Origin of the sequence: Hyalangium minutum (genome assembly GCF_000737315.1) — a bacterium.
Taxonomy (GTDB): Bacteria; Myxococcota; Myxococcia; order Myxococcales; family Myxococcaceae; genus Hyalangium; species Hyalangium minutum.
The window spans coordinates 290,293-308,904 of sequence record NZ_JMCB01000006.1 but is presented as its reverse complement, the minus strand read 5'-3'; the positions used below and the strand labels follow the sequence as shown (position 1 = coordinate 308,904).

Annotated in this window: 17 protein-coding genes; 12 read left to right on the top strand and 5 right to left on the bottom strand. The window is 68.9% G+C overall.

What is annotated here, in order from left to right:
* Positions 1-436: 436 nt before the first annotated feature.
* The 3 genes from DB31_RS16725 to DB31_RS16715 all read left to right on the top strand — a co-directional run bounded on the left by DB31_RS16725 (position 437) and on the right by DB31_RS16715 (position 4,134).
* On the top strand, positions 437-2,128 hold the full coding sequence (locus DB31_RS16725) for a lamin tail domain-containing protein (protein WP_420806709.1): 1,692 nt from the start codon (positions 437-439) through the stop codon (positions 2,126-2,128).
* Between the two features lie 138 nt (positions 2,129-2,266).
* Positions 2,267-3,313 (top strand): AAA family ATPase, encoded by a 1,047-nt coding sequence (locus DB31_RS16720; protein WP_044188663.1) that lies wholly within the window; start codon positions 2,267-2,269, stop codon positions 3,311-3,313.
* The gene (locus tag DB31_RS16715) at positions 3,304-4,134 is read left to right on the top strand and encodes a hypothetical protein (protein WP_044188660.1); all 831 of its coding nucleotides are present in this window, start codon (positions 3,304-3,306) and stop codon (positions 4,132-4,134) included. Before DB31_RS16720 ends, DB31_RS16715 begins: the two co-directional genes overlap by 10 nt.
* Positions 4,135-4,150: 16 nt before the next feature.
* Here DB31_RS16715 and DB31_RS16710 read toward each other — a convergent pair whose 3' ends face one another.
* Positions 4,151-4,543, bottom strand: coding sequence for an FAM210A/B-like domain-containing protein (locus tag DB31_RS16710; RefSeq protein ID WP_044188657.1), 393 nt, complete (start codon positions 4,541-4,543; stop codon positions 4,151-4,153).
* 112 nt (positions 4,544-4,655) lie between these two features.
* On the opposite strand from DB31_RS16710, the gene lspA (DB31_RS16705) reads away from it, so the two are divergent.
* The 9 genes from lspA (DB31_RS16705) (at position 4,656) to DB31_RS16665 (ending at position 12,099) form a co-directional block, all read left to right on the top strand.
* Complete coding sequence (gene lspA / locus DB31_RS16705) at positions 4,656-5,279, top strand: signal peptidase II (RefSeq protein ID WP_044188656.1); 624 nt, start codon at positions 4,656-4,658, stop codon at positions 5,277-5,279.
* 31 nt (positions 5,280-5,310) lie between these two features.
* Complete coding sequence (gene lspA, locus DB31_RS16700; RefSeq protein ID WP_044188653.1) at positions 5,311-5,916, top strand: signal peptidase II; 606 nt, start codon at positions 5,311-5,313, stop codon at positions 5,914-5,916.
* A 114-nt stretch (positions 5,917-6,030) separates the two neighbouring features.
* Positions 6,031-7,329, top strand: coding sequence for a prolipoprotein diacylglyceryl transferase (locus DB31_RS16695; RefSeq protein ID WP_044188650.1), 1,299 nt, complete (start codon positions 6,031-6,033; stop codon positions 7,327-7,329).
* A 41-nt stretch (positions 7,330-7,370) separates the two neighbouring features.
* Positions 7,371-8,759 (top strand): MXAN_5187 C-terminal domain-containing protein, encoded by a 1,389-nt coding sequence (locus tag DB31_RS16690; RefSeq protein WP_044188648.1) that lies wholly within the window; start codon positions 7,371-7,373, stop codon positions 8,757-8,759.
* A gap of 7 nt (positions 8,760-8,766) precedes the next feature.
* Positions 8,767-9,276 (top strand): KdsC family phosphatase, encoded by a 510-nt coding sequence (locus DB31_RS16685; RefSeq protein WP_044188646.1) that lies wholly within the window; start codon positions 8,767-8,769, stop codon positions 9,274-9,276.
* A gap of 150 nt (positions 9,277-9,426) precedes the next feature.
* A complete protein-coding gene (locus DB31_RS16680) occupies positions 9,427-9,810 on the top strand; it encodes a hypothetical protein (protein WP_044188644.1) in 384 nt (127 codons plus the stop codon).
* Positions 9,811-9,901: 91 nt separating this feature from the next.
* The gene (locus DB31_RS16675) at positions 9,902-10,822 is read left to right on the top strand and encodes a ribonuclease Z (RefSeq protein ID WP_044188642.1); all 921 of its coding nucleotides are present in this window, start codon (positions 9,902-9,904) and stop codon (positions 10,820-10,822) included.
* Between the two features lie 105 nt (positions 10,823-10,927).
* Positions 10,928-11,185 carry a hypothetical protein gene (locus tag DB31_RS16670; RefSeq protein WP_044188640.1) on the top strand — a complete coding sequence of 86 codons (258 nt, stop codon included), beginning with the start codon at positions 10,928-10,930 and terminating at the stop codon, positions 11,183-11,185.
* A 26-nt stretch (positions 11,186-11,211) separates the two neighbouring features.
* A complete protein-coding gene (locus DB31_RS16665; RefSeq protein WP_044189913.1) occupies positions 11,212-12,099 on the top strand; it encodes a tetratricopeptide repeat protein in 888 nt (295 codons plus the stop codon).
* A gap of 15 nt (positions 12,100-12,114) precedes the next feature.
* Here DB31_RS16665 and DB31_RS16660 read toward each other — a convergent pair whose 3' ends face one another.
* From DB31_RS16660 to DB31_RS16645, 4 genes are read right to left on the bottom strand one after another with little or no spacing between them, the layout of a single operon-like run.
* Positions 12,115-13,311 (bottom strand): BMP family lipoprotein, encoded by a 1,197-nt coding sequence (locus tag DB31_RS16660; RefSeq protein WP_240486733.1) that lies wholly within the window; start codon positions 13,309-13,311, stop codon positions 12,115-12,117.
* A gap of 31 nt (positions 13,312-13,342) precedes the next feature.
* Positions 13,343-14,281, bottom strand: coding sequence for a DUF6929 family protein (locus DB31_RS16655; protein WP_044188638.1), 939 nt, complete (start codon positions 14,279-14,281; stop codon positions 13,343-13,345).
* A gap of 19 nt (positions 14,282-14,300) precedes the next feature.
* Positions 14,301-18,203 carry a serine/threonine-protein kinase gene (locus DB31_RS16650; protein ID WP_044188635.1) on the bottom strand — a complete coding sequence of 1,301 codons (3,903 nt, stop codon included), beginning with the start codon at positions 18,201-18,203 and terminating at the stop codon, positions 14,301-14,303.
* Positions 18,204-18,261: 58 nt separating this feature from the next.
* On the bottom strand, positions 18,262-18,441 hold the full coding sequence (locus DB31_RS16645) for a hypothetical protein (RefSeq protein ID WP_044188633.1): 180 nt from the start codon (positions 18,439-18,441) through the stop codon (positions 18,262-18,264).
* Positions 18,442-18,612: the final 171 nt, after the last annotated feature.

Below are 18,612 nucleotides of genomic sequence, written 5' to 3'. Positions count from 1 at the left end.
CAAGGATCAGTGTGACTGGCTGAGGACGGACGCGGGCCCGGGCCGTGACGGCGGGACGGGGAACGACGGAGGCACCGGCTCCAGCGATGCGGGCTCCGATGGGGTGGATGGGGGCGTGGACGCGGGCACCCAGCCTCCGGTGGACGCAGGCACGGAGCCTCAGACGGACGCCGGTACCCAGCCTCCGGTGGATGCTGGAACGCAGCCAACCCCGGATGCCGGTCCAGTCGTTGATGCGGGCCCTGAGCCGACCCCGGACGCCGGTCCAGTTGTTGATGCGGGCCCTGAGCCGACCCCGGACGCCGGTCCAGTCGTTGATGCGGGTCCTGAGCCGACCCCGGATGCCGGTCCAGTCGTTGATGCGGGTCCTGAGCCGACCCCGGACGCCGGTCCAGTCGTTGATGCGGGTCCTGAGCCGACCCCGGATGCCGGTCCGGTGGACGCGGGCTTCCCGGGCGATGCGGGCACGGGCACGGACGGTGGCACGGGCACGGACGGTGGCACGGGCACGGATGGCGGCACGCCGCCGCCGAGCTCCACGCTCATCCGCCTCATGGCGGCCAACATCTCCAGCGGCAACCTGCAGAGCTACGATCCGGGGCACGGCATCCGCATCATGCAGGGCACCAAGCCGGACGTGGTGATGATCCAGGAGTTCAACTACGGGAGCAACTCGTCCGCGGACATCCGGGGCTTCGTGGACACCACGTTCGGTCCCAACTTCTATTACTACCGCGAGACGGGTGCGCAGATCCCCAACGGGGTGATCAGCCGCTACCCGATCATCGCCGCGGGCGAGTGGACCGACACCCAGGTGAGCAACCGCGACTTCGCGTGGGCGCGCATCGATGTGCCGGGGCCGAGGGACCTCTGGGTGGTGAGCGTGCACCTGCTGACCTCGGGCGCGGGCGTGCGCAACACCGAGGCCGGCAATCTGGTCAACTTCATCAACGCCAACGTCCCCCAGGGCGACTACCTGGCCATCGGCGGTGACTTCAACACCGACAACCGCAGCGAGTCGTGCTTCAGCACCTTCTCCTCGGTGGTGACGACGAGCAGCCCGTACCCGGCCGACCGCAACGGCAACAACAACACCAACGCGGGCCGCTCCAAGCCGTATGACCACGTGCTGGTGGACGCGGACCTGCGCCAGTACCAGGTGGCCACGGTGATTGGCTCCAGCACGTTCCCCGCAGGCTTGGTGGTGGACACGCGCGTGTACTCGCCGATCTCGGAGATCTCCCCCGCGCAGTCGGGCGACAGTGGCTCCACCAACATGCAGCACATGGCCATCATCAAGGACTTCCTCATCCCCGGCGGCACCACCACCGCGAGCATCACGGTGAACTCGCCCAACGGCGGTGAGAGCTGGGTGGGCGGCAGCAGCCACGCCATCACCTGGACCTCCTCGGGCGTGGTGAACGCGAAGCTGGAGTACACGCTGGATGGCAGCGCCTGGACGACCATCACCTCGAGCACGGCCTCCTCGGGCAGCTACACGTGGACGGTGCCGAACGTGGCCACCAGTGCCGCCAAGGTCCGGGTGAGCGATGCCTCCAACTCTGCTCTCAACGACACGAGCAATGCGTCCTTCACCATCACCGTGTCGGGCGGTGCGGACGGTGGCGTGGCGGACGGCGGCACCGGCACGGGCGATGGCCTCGTGTTCCTTAACGAGGTGCTCATCAATGAGCCTGGTGGCGCGGGCGCGGAGGCGTACGAGTTCGTGGAGTTGGTGAACTCGGGTGGTGCGGCGGTGGACATCTCCGGGTGGACGATCTCGGACGCGGTGAGCGTGCGGCACGTCTTCGCCAGCGGCACGGTGCTGGGCGCGGGCCGGGCCATCGTGGTCTTCGGCGGCCCTGCGGGGATTCCGGGCGGGCTCACCAACGCGGTGGCCGCCTCGACCGGAGGCCTCAATCTGTCCAACAGCGGCGATACGGTGACGGTGAAGAGCGGGGGAGTGACGGTGGACTCGGCCACGTTCGGCACGACGCTCACCGGAACGGACGGCGTGTCGGCCAATCGGAGCCCGGACGGCGTCAACACGGCCACCTTCGTCCTGCACACCTCGCTGTCGTCCAGCCAGTCCTCGCCGGGCGTCCGCGTGAACGGGAGCCCCTTCTAGGGCGTGATGACGAAGGCGTGAGGTGAAGGTTCTCTGGCCTTCATTCCACGGAAGGCTTCCTGAGGGCGGTCACGGGAAGGTCGACACGGAGGTGGTGTCGGCTACAGTGCCGCGTTCGCAGCCTCAGGGAGAAGGTGGATGCAGATCACCCGACTGCTCATCGAGAACTTCAAGGGCATCGAGCGGCTCGAACTCTCCTTTTTGGAGGAGGGAACGAACCGGCCACGCCCGCTGACGATGCTGTTGGGGGATAACGGCTCAGGCAAGACGACGGTTCTTCAAGCCATCGCTCTCGTGTTGTCTCTGGCAACGCGGAAGACCGAGGAGCCTGCTGGTTTTGATTGGCCCGGCTTCATGGCGGAACGGGTCTCCAGCCTTGGGAGCACGCGCGTTGAACTAGGAGTGCGCTTCGAGCCAGACGAGCTGAGGGCAATTGAAAACGTCTCTGACGGATGGGAACACACCAACCACCGTCCTCGTGGGGAACTCTATTTCGAACGCACGGAGTATCTGCTCACCTACGAGAATGGACGGCTTGACCAGAGGGATTACCGAAGGGCGAAGGGCGTTTTCGAGGGGCGGCACCTCATCCGTCAGTTGCTACGGACTCAGAGCCAATGGAGGAGTTACTACGAGCGGATCGGAGACGTTTTCTGGTTCGACCAGAACAGGAACCTGACTTCACTGGGGCGAGACGGGCAACGAGGCGTTGGGCAACTCCGAGAGTTTCTCGTGGGGTGGTGGGGGTTTCATACGTCGCAGCGTCGGACCGAAGCCTCTGACTATCTTGGTCGGCTGGAGAAGCGGTTCGCGGAGATCTTCCCCGGAACATCCTTCGTCGGCATCGAGCCACGCAGTGTCGACAGCGCTCCCAGCGCCGCTGACTTCTACTTCCTGCTGAAGCGCGGCGAGCGCGTCTATGACTTGGCGGAAATGTCCTCGGGAGAGCAGGCCATTTTCCCCCTGCTCTACGAGTTCGTTCGACAGGACATTACGCGCTCGGTGGTGCTTATCGACGAGCTGGAACTGCACCTGCATCCTCCCCAGCAGCAGGCGCTCCTCAATGCTCTGCGCCGAATCGGCCCGGACTGCCAGTTCATCGTCACGAGCCACTCGCCATACCTGGAGACCATCGTCCCCGATGATGCGGAGATCCGGCTCCCCGGAGGCCAGCGGTGCCTGTAAGTGTCCTGCTGGTCGAGGGGAAGCTGGACGCGGAGGTTCTGAACCCGGTCCTGGGCTTGGCGCCTGTGCGCCTCACGCTGGAAACGGGCGGTTCGAAGAGCTCGCTCAAGCCCAAGGCGCGCGACAGGCGTCAGGGGTCTGCCGGTGTCGTGGCGTGCTACCTGCGTGACCGGGATTTCGACTTCGACCCGCCGGCCAGTGCAGCCCTGCCTGTGGTGGATGCTCAGTTAGAGACTGGCGTCGTCCTGGGCTGGCGGTGGTGCCGGCATGAGCTGGAGAGCTACCTGCTGGAACCCCGCCTCGTGGAAGCTGCTACCGGGTGGAGCGCGGCGGACTACTCCAAGGAGCTGCTCGCCGCCGCTCAGCGCCTCCTGCCCTACACCGCCGCTCGCTGGGCTGTGGGCATCGCGCGCCGGAGCCTGCCCCCTTTTACGGAGCTGCCGACTCGGCCTTCGGAGCTGACCAACGAGATTCAGCTTCCACCGGACTGCTCGCAGGTGGCCTGCTTCGCCTGGGTACAGCAGCACGTTGGAGCATTCCGGCAGCAGGTGGAGGCCACTCTGGATGGCACGGTGCTTCAGGCCTCGTTGAACGAGCGCATGCAGAGGCTGTCGGGCCTCACTGCTATCGACGATGTGCTCATCTGGTATTCCGGGAAGGATCTGCTCGCGGCGCTCAGCCCCCTCATCGCAACGCGCCCAGAAGCCAATCCCAAGGTGTTCCGTCGACAGCTCAGCAGGTGGATTCAGGACCGCCCTCAGGATGCCGTGGCGCTCTTTCCAGAGTGGCAGGCCCTCCTGGTGGCCCTGGCCAATAACTAATCCCTCTTCGCCCCTCTCACTCGAGGCGCTTGAGCTGCCGCGCCACGAAGGGGATGCGCCCGATGAGGGGGGTGAGCGCCAGCGTGGCGAAGATGCGCGGCACCTGGATGAGCTTGGTCAGCACCCAGGCCGCCCCCAGCGTGCCCAGCAGGCCGCTGGTGCCCTCGAGCTGGACGCCGAACCTGTCGCCCAGCGCCTTCAGATCCGCCGTCTGGATGAGCACGGTGAACACCGTGATGCTCACCACGGAGGTGCTCAGGTAGACGAGCACGGCCAGGAAGCCGTACTCCGTCATGAGCACCTTGAGGCGCTCCTTCAGTGGAGGCTTGGTCTGGGCCTGGGCCGGGCCCTGCGTCGGAACGGTGTCGGTCGAAGTGGGCTTTTCCACAGGGGGGTCAACAGGCGGCATGGCCCCACCATGCCCGAAATGCCCGCTGGCGGGAAATGAAGGCAAGCGGGCACGCAGACGACCCTCACAGCCGGTTGTCAGGGCTCGGGAGAGCAGGTTAGGACTGCAAGTGATGAAGAACCTCCGCCTCCTCATCCTCGTGGCCCTCAGCACCCTGGCTGTCGATCAGGTAACCAAGTACCTGGCGGTGGCGAACCTCACGGACGCGCTGGATGGGCGCACGGGCTTGGCCCGGCTGCAGGGGTACTTCTCCGAGCAGAACCTGGACAACTCGCCGCCGGCCGAGGGCGGCCGCTACCGCGCCACCCGGCCTTACCGCTTCATCGAGGACTACTGGCACTTCCGCTATGTGGAGAACCCGGGCGCCGCCTGGGGCCTGTTCTCCAACCTGCCCGACGGCGTGCGCCGCGCCTTCTTCCACGTGGTGAGCCTGGCGGCCCTGGCCTTCATCTTCACCATGTACACGCGGCTGGAGCCCGGGCAGCACCTGGTGCGCGGGGCGCTGGCGCTGGTGGCGGGCGGGGCGCTGGGCAACTTCATGGACCGGCTGGTGCGCGGCTACGTCATCGACTTCATCGATTGGCACTGGCGCAACCAGCCCGGTATGCGCTGGCCCACCTTCAATGTGGCGGACGCCGCCATCTGTGTCGGCGTGGCGCTGATGCTGCTGGATTCGCTGCGCCTGCGCCGGAGCGAGCCGGTCACCCCGCCGCTCGCTGAGAGCCCCAATCCGTGACGGGTGGGGGCGTTTGGTGTAAGCCGCCCCCGTGCCGCGCAAATATCTCATCCTCCTCGTCATCACCCTGGGCGCTGTCGCGCTCGACCAGTGGACCAAGTACGACGTCGTGGGCAGCCTCACCACGCGCTTCGACGGCCTGGAAACCACCGGTGAGCGCCTGAAGGCGATGTACGGCAGCGATGTGCCGCCCCCCGGCGTGGATGGCCGCCACTTCCGCGCCAAGCGCTCGGTGGAGGTCCTCGAGTCCTTCCTGCGCCTGCGCTACGAGGAGAACCCGGGCGCCGCGTGGGGCATGTTCCGCACCCTGCCGCGCGAGGTGCGCGGGCCCCTGTTCCACGTGGTGAGCATCGGCGCCGTGATTCTGATCGGCTATTACTTCACCAAGCTCTCCGGGAAGGACCCCAAGGAGCGCTGGGCGCTGTGGGGCCTGTCGCTGGTGCTCGGCGGCGCGCTGGGCAACTACATCGACCGGGTGGCCCGGGGCTTCGTGGTGGACTTCGTCCAGGCGCACTGGAAGGACCAGGCCTACTGGCCCTCGTTCAACGTGGCGGACATGGCCATCTGCGTGGGCGTGGGGATGCTCATCCTCGACGCCTTCGTGCGGAAGGACCCTCAGCCAGGGGCTCGCGCCTGACGCCCGAGCGCCTCCGCAGGGAGCAGTCAGGCGGCCTCCTTCCACTTCTGGTGACGTCCTCCGGCCGCGTGAACGGGTAGTCTTCGTGCTGCCGTCTCCTCCTGGCAGGGCCCCATGCTTCCCATCCTCATCCGCCTCACCTTCGAGTCCCTGTGGTCGCAGTTGCTGCTGTACGCGGTGGCGCTGGCCGTGGTGGCCTCCATCGCGCGCAACGGCTGGATGGGCGCGCAGGGCGAGCTGACGAAGCAGGGCACGCGGACCGAGGTGAAGCGCGCGGACAAGGTGCAGCGCGCGCTGCTCTACGGCGGAGGTGGCGCGGTGCTGGCGTGGTTTGGCCTGCAGTACGCGATGCCCGCCAGCGCCTTCCCGGGTGGCAAGGGCGAGGGCATTCCGGTGCACACCTACGGTGTGCTGCTGGCCGCCGGCTTCTTCTGCGCGGCGAACGTGGCGGCACGGCTGGCCCAGGACGAGTGGCGCAAGGTGGAGTGGGTGGAGGGGCAGGGCTGGGTGGACACCGAGGGCCCTCGGCGCCGCGAGCAGGTGCTGGATTTGGGCTTCTGGGTGCTCGTGGGCGGGCTGGTGGGCAGCCGCGTGCTCTTCATCATCGTCAACTGGCAGGACTACGCGAAGAACCTGGGCAGCATCTTCTCGTTGGGCGGCGGCCTCGTCTTCTACGGCGGCCTCATTGGCGCGGCGGTGGCGGCCTACGCCTTCGCCCGGGTGAATGGCATGGAGTTCCTGCGCCTGGCGGACCTGGCCATCCCCACCGTGTCGCTCGGGCAGGCGCTGGGGCGGCTGGGCTGCTTCTCCGCGGGCTGCTGCTGGGGTGGGCCGGCCGGGAGTCACTCGGCGCTGGCCGTGCGTTTCCCAGGCGCGGGGCTGGCGAGAGACCTCTTCGGCCACCTCACCGGCGCGGGCAGCACGGCCTACAGCTCCCAGGCGATGGACCCGCGCTACGTCCTCGAGGCCACCGGCGAGGTGTTTCCCCAGGCCGTTCCAGGCGCGGTGCGCATCTCTGAGTGGGTGTCGCAGCACGGCACCACGCTGCCGGTGCACCCCACGCAGCTCTTCGAGTCCCTGGGCCAGGCGGCCATCTTCGCCAGCCTGCTCTACCTGCGCCGCTCCCGGCGCTTCCACGGGCAGATTTTCTCCCTGTGGCTCATGGCCTACGCGGTGCTGCGCTCCACGGTGGAGCTGTTCCGCGGGGACGCCGAGCGCGGCACGCTGCACGGCCTGTTGACTTCCAGCGCCCCTTCCCTGGCGAAGTGGGTTCCCCTGGAAGCCTGGTACAACATCTCCACCAGCCAGTTCATCTCCCTGTGTATGTTCACCTTTGGGGCCACCCTCATGTACCAACGCGCCCGCCGGCTGGGCGGGGCGGCAGGCCTGGGCGCTACTCCCAGTCCGGCATGAGGTTGATCCTGAGGCGAGTCTTGGGGACACTCTGAGGTTGCATGCCGCCGGAGATCGGAAAGCCTACATCTGCCGCCAAGTCCTCACCCGGCAAGTCCTCCGCCAATCTGAAGGCGCTGGGGGGAGACGACGCGTCGAAGAAGTCCACGAGTGAGAGAGCCATCGAGGAGTGCGCGGAGCTCGAAGAAGAGCTCATGGTCCTCAAGGTGACGTACGAGCAGTACTTCATGGGCAATGAGCGGCTGCCGCCGACTCTGGCTCACGACACCTTCAGGAAACGGCTGAACAAGCTGAAGACGGGCCTGGTGCGCAACACCGCGGTGAAGTTCCGCATCTCCTCGCTCTACAACAAGTTCCTCACCTACGAGCGCCTGTGGCAGCGCACGCTCCAGGAAATCGAATCGGGCACGTACAAGCGGGACATGTACAAGGCCAAGCGCCGCGCGAATAAGTCCGGAGACGCGGACAAGCGCAAGGGCGAGGCCCACAACCTCACGGAGGAGATCTCCGAGGACGATTTGGAGGAAGTGCTCGACATCGTCCCCAACGAGCCGAAGCCGGTCGCGGAGCCTCAGCGGTTCATCCCTCGGCCGGTGGAGCCCGGGCCCGCCGCCGTGCCGTTCCGGCCCGTGCCCTCGGTGGCCACGGTGCCCGCGGTGGGGCCGATGGTCCCCGCGGTGGCGCCCACGGTGGCGCCCATGGCCACGGGCGGCACACCGTTCCGCGGTACGCCCTCGGTGGCACCCCTGCCGTCCATTCCCGCGATGACGTCTCCGGCGAAGGGCACGGGCTCGCCCCCGGGAGTTCAGGCGAAGGGCGCCCCTACGATTCCTCCGGGTGCCACGCCCTCGAAGGGCACCCCCGCGATTCCTCCCGTCGCCACGCCCTCGAAGGGGACGGCCTCGGTGCCCCCGGGCGGTACGCCGGCACGGGGTACCTCGGGCAGCTCGAGCCCGCCCGCGCGCGGAGTGCCCGCGTTCGGCGCGCCCTCGCAGGGCTCGTCCGGCATCGCCGCAGCCCTGGAGAGCCTCGCGGACGAGCCGTTGGGCGCCAAGCCCTCGGCGCCCAGCGCCTCGCGTCCTCCTCCTTCCGCGGGAGCGCGTCCGGGGGCTCCGTCCTCGGCGGGCTCCAAGCCGGGGATGCCCGCGGCGGCCAAGCCCGCCTCTCAGCCTTCTCAGCCGCCCAAGCCTGCGGCGGGTGGCGGCGGCGGGGCGGGGCTGAGCGACGAGAAGCTCAAGGCGGTCTACGACGCTTACGTCACCGCGAAGCGCCGCAACCAGGAGGACACCTCGAAGATGAACTACGAGTCGGTGGCGGCGAACCTGCGCAAGCAGGTGCCGGAGCTGCTCAAGCAGCACAACGCCAAGTCGGTGGAGTTCAAGGTCGTCATCAAGGACGGCAAGGCCACGCTGAAGGCCGTGCCGAAGTAGGCGGCGGATGAACCAGGACCTCGAGTCGCTCAAGGCCCGGGTGCGTCACCTGTCGGTGATGATCTTCGACATCGACGGGACGCTGACGGACGGGCGCATCTTCTGGGTGCCGAACTCCGGCTGGACGCAGATGTACAGCGTGCGCGACGGCATGGGCATCAAGCGGCTGCAGGAAGTAGGCATCGAGGTGGCGGCCATCTCCGGCGGCGACAGCCTGTCGGCGCAGATGCGGATGCAGTCGCTGGGGCTGCGGCACGTGCACTTCGGCAGCCAGGACAAGGTGGCGCACTTCGAGAAGCTGCTGGAGCTGCTGAAGGTGTCAGCGGACCGGTGTGGTTACATGGGGGACGAGGTGGTGGACCTGCCGCTGTTGAAGGCGGTGGGGTTCTCTGCGGCGCCTCCGGAGGCCCCGGACGAGGTCCGTGCACAAGTGCACTATGTCGCGCAGAAGCCGGCGGGGTTCGGCGCGGCGCGCGAAGTGTGCGAGTTCATTCTTCGTCACCGTCAGAAGGGCTGAGCCCTCCGGGGCGGGGAACCCACCGCGAACCGTTGGGTGTTGGAAACCCGACCCGGTTGGATGGGGGCTCGGGTTGTCGGTCTGGGAAGTGCTTCCTACCTTGGCGTTGCCGCGCGGGGCTTTCTCACGGCGCGAGACACGAGGTAGGCGATGGCCGGGAAGCGGGGTTGGGCACGGGGCGTGGGGCTGATGGCGCTGGTGCTATCGGCGGGTTGTGCCCAGCCGCCGCCGGATGCCGAGGCCCGGCTGGCCGAGCTGGAGGCCGAGGGCCAGAAGATGGATGAGGCCCTCGACAACGTGGAGGAGCGGCTCCTGGGCAATCAGGCGCGGACGCACCTGTGGCAGGAGCTGGCCGAGCGGCACCAGCAAGTGTCCGCGGTGCACTGCAAGCACGCGCACGGCAACGTCGAGGCCATCATCGAGCACGAGGAGCGGCAGGAAGAGAAGGCACGCCGGCTGCGGCGGCGCCACGTGGCCTCGGTGGACTCGGCGGTGCTCACCTCGGGCAATGCCGTGGAGAGCAGCCAGAACTGAGCGCCGCCTCCAGCGCGTGGGTGGGCCGTGGGGATATCAGGAAGGGCTGCGGGGTACCGTCGGGGGCCGCGGGTCATCCCGGAGGAGCCCCATGTCCAATCGCGAGCTCATCGTCCTCGGTTCTGCCAGCCAGGTTCCCACCCGGCACCGCAACCACAACGCGTACTTTCTCCGCTGGGATGACGAGGGCATCCTCTTCGACCCCGGCGAGGGCACTCAACGCCAGATGACCCTGGCCGGGCTGTCCGCCACCCAGGTCACTCGCATCTGCATCACCCACTTCCACGGGGACCACGCGCTCGGGCTGCCCGGCATCATCCAGCGGCTCTCGCTGGACCGCGCCACGCACTCCGTGGAGATCTACTACCCCGCCTCGGGGCAGGCCTTCTTCGAGCGGCTCCGCCACGCCACCATCTTCATGGACAAGGCGACCATCGTCCCTCGGCCCATCTCCAAGGATGGTGTGCTCGCCGAGACCCAGGCGTGGAAGCTCTCCGCGGCGCGCCTGGAGCACGCGGTGGACACCTACGGCTTCCGCCTCGAGGAGCGCTCCCGCGTGCAGCTCAACCCCGGCCGCCTCAAGGAGCTGGGCCTCTCGGGTCCGCTCGTCGGTGAGCTCCAGCGCAAGGGCTCCATGATGGTGAATGGCCGCATCGTCCGCCTCGCGGAGGTGGGGGAGACGCGCCCGGGTCAGGCCTTCGCCTTCGTCATGGACACGCGGCCGTGCCCGAACGCCGCGGTGCTCGCGCAGGGCGTGGACCTGCTCGTCTGCGAGTCGACCTACCTCGACACCGAGCGTCAGGAGGCCCACGACCACTTCCACATGACCGCGCTCCAGGCCGCCGAGCTGGCGCAGAACGCTCAGGCCCGCCAGCTCGTCCTCACCCACTTCTCGCAGCGCTACGAGGACACCTCTGCCTTCGTCGCCGAGGCGAAGACCCGGGTGGCGGACGTGGTGGCCGTGAAGGACTTGGACCGGGTGGAGGTCCCCAAGCGGTCCCGGTCTTCGTGAGTTCCAGGGACGCCGCGTCACCCCAGCCCCCGCCCTCGGATGGGGGGCTGCCGGGCAGGCCGTCCGAACCGTGACGCGGCTCCCAAATCCGGCTAGAAGGGACCTGTGCGACTCCTCTGGCAGGGGGCGCTCGCCGCCGTGGTGGCGACAGCGCTCTCGGGATGCAACGACATCGAGGTGTGCGGCTCGCGTCAGGAGACACCCCTGGGCGCGGATGGCGGCAACTATCGGTGCTCCACCGCCGAGGATTGCCCGCGCTCCTCCCGTGTCTCGGTGTGTGTCACCGACGTCTCTCCCCAGCAGGAGTGCGTCAAGTGCGAGGAGACCATCTGCACCAAGGTCATCCCGGAGGCGTGCAATTGAGCCGGCTGCTCCTCCTGTGCGCCCTGATGGGCTTCTGGGTGGGGTGCCGCGAGACGCCTGCCGACCATCTCCAGCGCGCCCGGGATGCCGTCTTCGAGAAGCGCCCGGACGAGGCGCTCGTCGAGTACCGCAAGGCCTTTGACTTGCTGCGGCGGGATGAGTCCGCCCCCGCGCTGGTGCTGCGCGCCCGCGCCCTCAAGGGCGCCGGCGACGTGTACTGGCTGGAGCAGCGCAAGGTGAAGGAGGCCGTCAGCGTCTACAAGGAGCTCGTCCAGCAGTGCCCCGAGTCTCCCGAGGCGCTCGAGGCCCGCATCATCCTCGCGGAGCTGCTGCGCATGCATTACCGCGACCTGCGCGGCGCCATTGATCAGCTCGCCGCCGCGCTCCAGCGCAACCCGCCCCAGGGCGCCGAGCTCCAGTACCAGGTGGCCAAGCTCTACTTCGAGCTGGGCGACTACGCGCAGTGCGAGCTGGAGGCCCGCAAGCTGGGTGAGCGCTTCGCCACCAGCGCCTTCGTGGATGACGCCGTGTTCCTCCAGGCCCAGGCTGTCCACATGATGGAGGGCCGGCGCCAGGAGGCCTCGCGCATCTACGCGGACCTGCGCTCGCGCTTCCCGGATTCGGAGCTGGCCCCACACGCCTTGGTGGAGATGGGGAAGATCCGCGCCGAAGCGGGTGAGAACGAGAAGGCCATCGAGCTGTGGGTCGAGGCCCTCAAGACGCACCCGGACCCCAACCTGGTGCAGGACTACATCTCCCGCGCCCGCCGGCGCATCACCGAGACTACTCCCGAGGCCGTGGGCCAGAAGGCCGTCGCCTTCGACCACGGCAAGGCGCCCGCCCGTCCTCCGCGCAACTCGGTGGAGGCCGTGGGCGGCAGCGCCGACGAGGCCGCGCGCGACCACGGCGACTGAGGCGCGGCTCCCTCCTCAGGGAGCGGGCTTGCCTGCCGGCGGAAGCTCACTGGGGTCCGCGGGGATGCGGATCTCTCCGGCGATGAGCTTCGCCTTCAGCTCCTCGATTCTGCGCAGCGCCTCCTCTTTGCCCGGGAAGTCCAGGCGCACCGGAGCCAGCGCGATGCCTCCCTCCTTCAAGCCCAGCGTCCGCGCGCCGCCCTGGAAGCGGCCCTGGACCCGGTCGCGCACGGACTCGTAGACCGTCAAGTCCACCCGCTTCAGCACCGTGGTGAGCATCGCCTGGGGAGCCAGGTGGAACTGGTCCGAGTCCACGCCGATGACGAAGAGGGACTTGCCTGCCTCCCGCGCCTCCTTGACGGCCTGGATGGCGCCGAGCCCGTCCACGCCGGCCGCCGCGAAGATGACGTCCATGCCCTTGGCCACCAGGTCCTGCCCCACCTGCTTGCCGAGGGCGAAATTGGTGAAGCTGCCCGTGTAGTTGGACACCACGGTCGCCTGAGGATTGGTGGCGGCCACGCCCGCGCGGAAGCCCGCCTCGTACTGCTTCACCAGGGGGATCTGCATGCCCCCCACGAAGCCAATCTTGTTCCCCTTCGTGGCGAGCCCCGCCATCGCCCCCGCCAGGTAGCAGCCCTCCTCGGCCCGGTACGTCACCGTGCGCACGTTGGGCAGGGTGTACGGCTCGTTCTGCGCGTTGAACAGCGGGGTGTCGACGAGGAGGAACTGCTTGCCCGGGTTGCGCTGGGCCACCACCTCCACCGCGTTCTCCAGCATGAAGCCCACGCCGATGATCAGCGCCGGGTCCTGATCCACCATGAGCTGAAGGTTGGGCTCATAGTCCTCTTGGACGCGGCTCTGCAGGATGGAGGGGGTGATGCCCAGCGGGGTGATGGGCGGCTCGTGCCGCGTCAGCTCCGGGGCGAGCGAGGCGCGGAGCTCCTCCGGCGAGGCCTCCTTATATGTGTTCCCCTCGTACTTCACGCCCGCGGCCCAGAGCTCCAGGCCTCGCAACGCCGAGTCATTGAAGGACTGATCCCCGCGTCCGCCCAGTCCGAGGACCAGCCCGATGCGCAGCTTCTCCGTGGCGGGGGCAGCGGCCGCGGCGGCGGGAGCCTTGGCAGGGGCGGGAGGCTCCTCCTTCTGACTCTTGCAGGCGATGACCGAGGACAGCGTGAGGACGAGGAGGAGGCTGCGAGAGACCAGGCGCATGCCCCTTGTTTAACACACTGCGTCGTCCCCTTCAGCGGAGGGAGGCGGGCACGCCCTCCAGCACCGCTTCCAGCAGGGGGGCCGGCACGGCCGGATCATCCGCGTCCGCGACCAGCAGCAGGTGTACGCGTCCACCCTCCACGCGCGCGCTCACGCCCTCCAGCTTTACCTTCGCGTCCACCCCGTCCAGGAACAGCGGCGCGCCATCCGGCGCCAGTACTCCCACCGCCGAGCCGGTGACCTGGCCATCGGCGTAGGTGTCTCGCGTGTCCTCGGCGGCGGCGGTGAAGATGATGCGCCCATCCGGCAGCGGCGAGGCGTCGGTGAAGGACAGCCGCACTCCACCGGCTCGGCCCAGCTCCCAGCGCTTCACGGTTCGCACCGTCTCGGGGCCCGGGTCCCGTCCCGTCACCAGCGCGCGGATGATCCGCTCATGGTCCAGGTCCACCAGCGCGTCCGTTCCCTGGTCTCCGTTGCCGCGCTGGAGCAGCCGCAGCCGGGCCCCCGACACCGCCGCACCCTCCACGTTCAATGGCCCCAGCTCCCGCGCCAGCTGGGAGTACAGCGCCGTGAAGTCCAGCAGGCGCGCCCCGCCCGCCAGCGTTCCATCTGCCGCCAGCGGAAGGAGCGCGCCGCGCTGCCGCTCCGCCGTGGAGCCCGAGGGCATCGCCAGCAGCGCTCCATGAGGGCAGCCCTCGAAGGGCGCCAGCAGGCAGAGCGCCTCCAGGTCCGGCTTGGCCGCCTTGCGCTCCCGGTGCTCCAGGGGCAGCTCGCCCGGGAAGAGGCGGACGCTTCTCCCGGGGGCTGTGCCCTCACGCGGGAAGACGGCGAGGTGGAGCGCATCATCCGCGACGACATAGAGCCACGGGCCCACCGCCACGAGGCCGCTGGCCGCCGAGACATGTGCGGGGCGCCCGGGCTGCTCCGGCGCCTCCAGCGTGAGGGTCCGCCGCTGAGTGGTGCGAATCATGGCGCCGATTCTCTGCGGCTCAGTCCGCGATTTCCAATCCCTCGGCGCGCACGGCCTCGCGGCCCAGCTTTTCCCGCGCCAGCTCGAGCAGCCGCGCATGGGCCCGGACCTGGGTGAGGTAGCGCGCACGCGCCTCGGCGCTGGGAATGTCCTCCATCCGCACCCGGAGCCGGGGCAGGGTGAGCTGGAGCATCTCCCGTGCGGCCTCGGATTGGCCGGCGGCCTCGCGGGCCTCCGCGACGGCCAGTCGCAGGTCAATCTCCCCCTGGCCCGTCATCCCGATGTGCTCGAACTGCCGCAGCGTCTCCTCGCTGAGAGACAGCGCCTCCTGGACACGCCCCATCGAGAGCAGGATCCGGGCTCGGAGCGCGACGAGATCCCAGGAATAGGTCGGGAAGGGCTTCACCCACTCGCAGGCGGTGCGAGCCTCGGCTTCGGCAGCCTCGAGCTCGCCGCGCCGGAGCGCGATGGTGGCCAGCGCGCCATGGGCGGGGCCCAGCAGCGACTGGTTCTCTCCGGCGATTGCCGCACGTGCGAGCTCCTCCGCCTCACCGAGCCGATCGACTGGCAAGGCGATGGCCTGATTCCGCGCCAGGTAAGTCCGCGCGTAGGTAAGCGGCATTGCCTCGCCCCGCCGCTCGGCCACCTGCAGGTTCTCTCTCAGGACGGCCTCGGCGCCAGCGGAGTCCCCGAGGTCCGTGAGCGCCTTGCCCTGATGGGCGCCGACGATGATCCGCTGCCGCCAGAGCTCGGACCGCTCGTACCGGTGTACGGCCTCCGCGTTGGACTGCATGCATCTCCAGGGGGCGTTCTCCGCGAGGTGCCAGTGGCTGGCATTGCACCCCCAGACGTAAGCCCACGCGCTGGAGTCATTCGGATCCAGGTGGGTGCTCTCCTGCTGGATCCGCAAGTACAGGCTGTGGGCGATGTCCTTGGCGCCGGTGACTTCGAGCATGGCGAACAGCCACGAGCCTGCCCGGATGTACTCGACCCGTGCCTCGGGGTTGGGCGGCACGTCCAGGAAGCGCCGTGCGCAGTCCATGAAGGCCGCCGGCTGGGTGAAGGCGACGGCGGGAAGGAGGTGGTGGAACGTCATGTACCAACGCCTGCTCCCCGCGGGCAGCAGGTCCAGCGCCTCGGAGCTGAGCGCGATGGCCTCCGTGTACTGCGCCCGCGCCACGTGCACACTGGCCTTCAGGCTCAGCAAGGCACCCCGTTGCTCGCCGTGGGAGTTGCAGCAGTGAAGGCCTCGCTCCGTGCAGAACAGGATGGCCTCGGAGTCATCGGCCTCGGCGGCGCGATCTACGGCCCGCACATAGAGCCAGGCGGCACGCTCCAGCTCCTTGCCCTTCTCGAAGTGCTCCGCGAGCGCCAGCGCGTCGCCCTCGCCATGCTGCTCCAGCCACTCGCCCGCGAGGCGGTGCCCCAGCACGCGATCCTCCTCGGTCAGCAGCGCATAGGCTCCCTCCCGCAGCAGGGCGTGCCGGAAGGAGAACTCCTCCTCACCGGGGAAGCGGCTCTCCGGGCGGCGCACGAGCACCTCACGCTGAACCAGCAGCAGGAGCCAGTCCAGGGCCTGGTTCGTGCGCATGCCCCCCAGCAGGGCCACGGTGGCGCTCCTCCAGAAGACCTCACCATAGACGCTCGCGGCCCGGAGCACCCGCCGCGCATCGGGCTCGAGCGCCGCGAGCCGCGACTGCACCATGCCCACCACCGTGTCCGGCAGTGCACTCTGACCCTCGGCCACCGCGCGGATCAGTTCCTCCAGGTAGAAGGCGTTGCCCTCGGATCGGGCCACCAGCCGTTCGAGCTCCGGCTCTGTGAGCGCTTCGCCCAGGACAGACCGGACCAGCCGCTGGCTCGCCCGGGCCGACAGGGAGCGCAGGCGGATCTCCTGAGGGCTGTGCCTGCTCCAGAGCCGGGGGAAGCGCGAGTGGACCTCCGGCCTCGCCAGGCCCAGCACGAACACGGGCCGGAGCCGGGCCTGCTGCAGCGCCTGATCCACGAAGCGCAAGCTCGCGGCATCTCCCCAGTGCAGATCATCGAAGATGAGCACCACGGGGCGCGTCGCGCACTCGGCCAGCAGGAACTCCTCGAAGGTGCGCTGGAGCTGCTCGGCCATGAGCTGGGGATCCTGCCTCGCGGCGGCGAGCTGAGGGCTGCTCGGCTCCAGGAAGGGCACGCCCACCAGCTCTCCGAGGAACTCACACAGCCGCAGCGTGTCCGGGGGGGCCTGGGGCCCGCCGAAGCGGGCTCGCAGCTTCTCCCGCTGGACCTCCAGGGAGGTGCTGCCGTGGAGCCCGAGCGCGCCCCGCAGCGCGTGGCCGAGCAGGTGCAGCGAAGAGCCCGCGCGCGAGGAGTCCGCCCGTCCCTGCCAGATGGCGGCCTCTGGAGCCCGTCCTCGGATGAAGTTGATGAACTCGCGAGCCAAGCGGGACTTCCCCATCCCCGCTGGGGCCGTGACGAGGAACACCTGCGCCGAGGGCTCCTCCACGCAGGTGTCGAAGGCCTGCTCGAACATCCGCAGTTCGATGTCCCGGCCCACATAGGGCGTGGGCTTTCCGAGCAGCGTCCTCGCCGTTCCAGGCTGATCCCGCTCGCCCCAGAGCTCCGGCCCCTGCGTGCCCTCCCTCCACTCGAAGCGCGGATCCAGCAGCGCCGCGGTCGTGCTGTCGATGGCCACGGGGAACGGGCCCGGGCCGTGGGCGTCATGCAGGGCAATACGCTGAGCCGCCCGCTCGAGGGCCTCGCCGAGGGCCGAGTCCTTGCGTGTGGCCCCCCGGCCCGTGGCGAGCGCGATGGGTACCTCCGGGTCGTGCCCGCGCAGCGCGAGCGCGAACCGCGAGGCGAGCGTCACCTGATCCTTGACGATGCCTGGGCCGCCAAACGTCACGGTGATGGAGCCGTCCGCGAGGCGCTCCTGGTTGCCGCCTGCCTCCTGGGCGATGCGCCACACCTCGGGGGGGAGAGTCCAGGCCTCCGCGTCCTGCCCTCCCGGCTTGCCAGGGCCCATCATCACCACCGAGACCATGCGCTGCTCGTGCTCGGTGAGAGAGCCCGGGGGCGGCACCGGGACCGGCGTCCGCTCCTGAGCCATGCCAGGGGCCAGCAGCGCTTCGAGCGCCGTGAGCTCCACGAGCAGCGCCATGCCATCCTGAGGGCGCGAGGCGGGCTCCTTCGCGAGCATCCTCGCCACGAGCGAGGCGAGCTCGGGGGCAAGGTCGGGGCGCGAGGCCTCGAGCGGAGGCGCCTCCATGAAGATGAGCTTGGCCAGGATGGCCATCATGTGCTGGCCCTCGAAGGCGGGCCTGCCCGCGAGCACCTCGAAGAGCACGCAGCCGAGCGAGAAGATGTCCATCGCGGGCGTCAGCTCCGGATCGCCCCGGGCCTGCTCGGGAGCCATGTAGCCGGGTGTCCCCAGGGGGGCGTTCGTCCGCGTCAGCCGCGCCTGCCCCTGGAACCGGGCGATGCCGAAGTCCAGCAGCCGCGCCTGGCTCACGTCGTCGCGCTCGATGAAGAGGTTGGCGGGTTTGATGTCCCGGTGGATCAGCCCTCGGCTGTGCGCCTCTCCGAGCGCGCTGGCGATGCGGCACGTGAGCCGGATGGCTTCGTCCGCGCCGAGCCGCCGCCGCCGCAAGAGCGAGGCGAGGTCTTCCCCCTCCAGCCACTCCATGGCGAGGTAAGGAGCGCCCCCCGAAGTCGCCCCATAGGCCACGGGGCGGACGATGGCCGGGTGGTAGAGCTCACTGAGCGCGCGGGCCTCCTGCTCGAACCGGTCGCGATCGTTGGCGTCGTGGAGGACCTTGATTGCGACGAGGCGGCCCGTCTCCGCGTCGAGCGCCTGGAAGACCTCGCCCATTCCGCCGGTCCCTGCACGCCTCTTGAGCTCGAAGCGCCCGGCTATGAGATCTCCCAGCTGCATGTGGAGGTATCATCCGTCGAACCCGGGGGCTCGGACAACGGAGATGTCCTGAAGGGCATCAGTGCCCTGTCCGCAGGATGTTCACCACCGTGAGGCTCCGCTCCGCGTCATTCAGCTCATAGATGACGGTGAGGCCGTCCAGGGTCGCACTCAGAGAGGCCTCCGCGGCTGCGCGGCCGGGTGCGTACGCGATGCGCTCCAGCGCACGTTGCAGGCTCTGGAAGGTCGCGGACGGCATGCTGCCGATCAACCTCCATGCTTCGGGCGAGAAGGTGACGCGGTAGGACCCCGCGACTCTGTGGATGGGACGCAGCATGAAGAAGGTTCTGAGGAGCAGAGAGCAAGCGGCGCGCCATCTTCGAATGTGAGGAGAAGCGGACGTTTGGGTGCGTCCACAGGGCAACTCAAC

Coding starts and splice junctions, on each gene's coding strand:
- lspA (WP_044188656.1), top strand. CDS start 4,656: ATGAAGAACCTCCGCCTCCTCATCCTCGTGGCCCTCAGCACCCTGGCT.
- DB31_RS16680 (WP_044188644.1), top strand. CDS start 9,427: ATGGCCGGGAAGCGGGGTTGGGCACGGGGCGTGGGGCTGATGGCGCTG.
- DB31_RS16675 (WP_044188642.1), top strand. CDS start 9,902: ATGTCCAATCGCGAGCTCATCGTCCTCGGTTCTGCCAGCCAGGTTCCC.
- DB31_RS16685 (WP_044188646.1), top strand. CDS start 8,767: ATGAACCAGGACCTCGAGTCGCTCAAGGCCCGGGTGCGTCACCTGTCG.
- DB31_RS16710 (WP_044188657.1), bottom strand. CDS start 4,543: ATGCCGCCTGTTGACCCCCCTGTGGAAAAGCCCACTTCGACCGACACC.
- DB31_RS16695 (WP_044188650.1), top strand. CDS start 6,031: ATGCTTCCCATCCTCATCCGCCTCACCTTCGAGTCCCTGTGGTCGCAG.
- DB31_RS16665 (WP_044189913.1), top strand. CDS start 11,212: ATGGGCTTCTGGGTGGGGTGCCGCGAGACGCCTGCCGACCATCTCCAG.
- DB31_RS16650 (WP_044188635.1), bottom strand. CDS start 18,203: ATGCAGCTGGGAGATCTCATAGCCGGGCGCTTCGAGCTCAAGAGGCGT.
- DB31_RS16690 (WP_044188648.1), top strand. CDS start 7,371: ATGCCGCCGGAGATCGGAAAGCCTACATCTGCCGCCAAGTCCTCACCC.
- DB31_RS16655 (WP_044188638.1), bottom strand. CDS start 14,281: ATGATTCGCACCACTCAGCGGCGGACCCTCACGCTGGAGGCGCCGGAG.
- DB31_RS16645 (WP_044188633.1), bottom strand. CDS start 18,441: ATGCCGTCCGCGACCTTCCAGAGCCTGCAACGTGCGCTGGAGCGCATC.
- DB31_RS16660 (WP_240486733.1), bottom strand. CDS start 13,311: ATGCGCCTGGTCTCTCGCAGCCTCCTCCTCGTCCTCACGCTGTCCTCG.
- DB31_RS16720 (WP_044188663.1), top strand. CDS start 2,267: ATGCAGATCACCCGACTGCTCATCGAGAACTTCAAGGGCATCGAGCGG.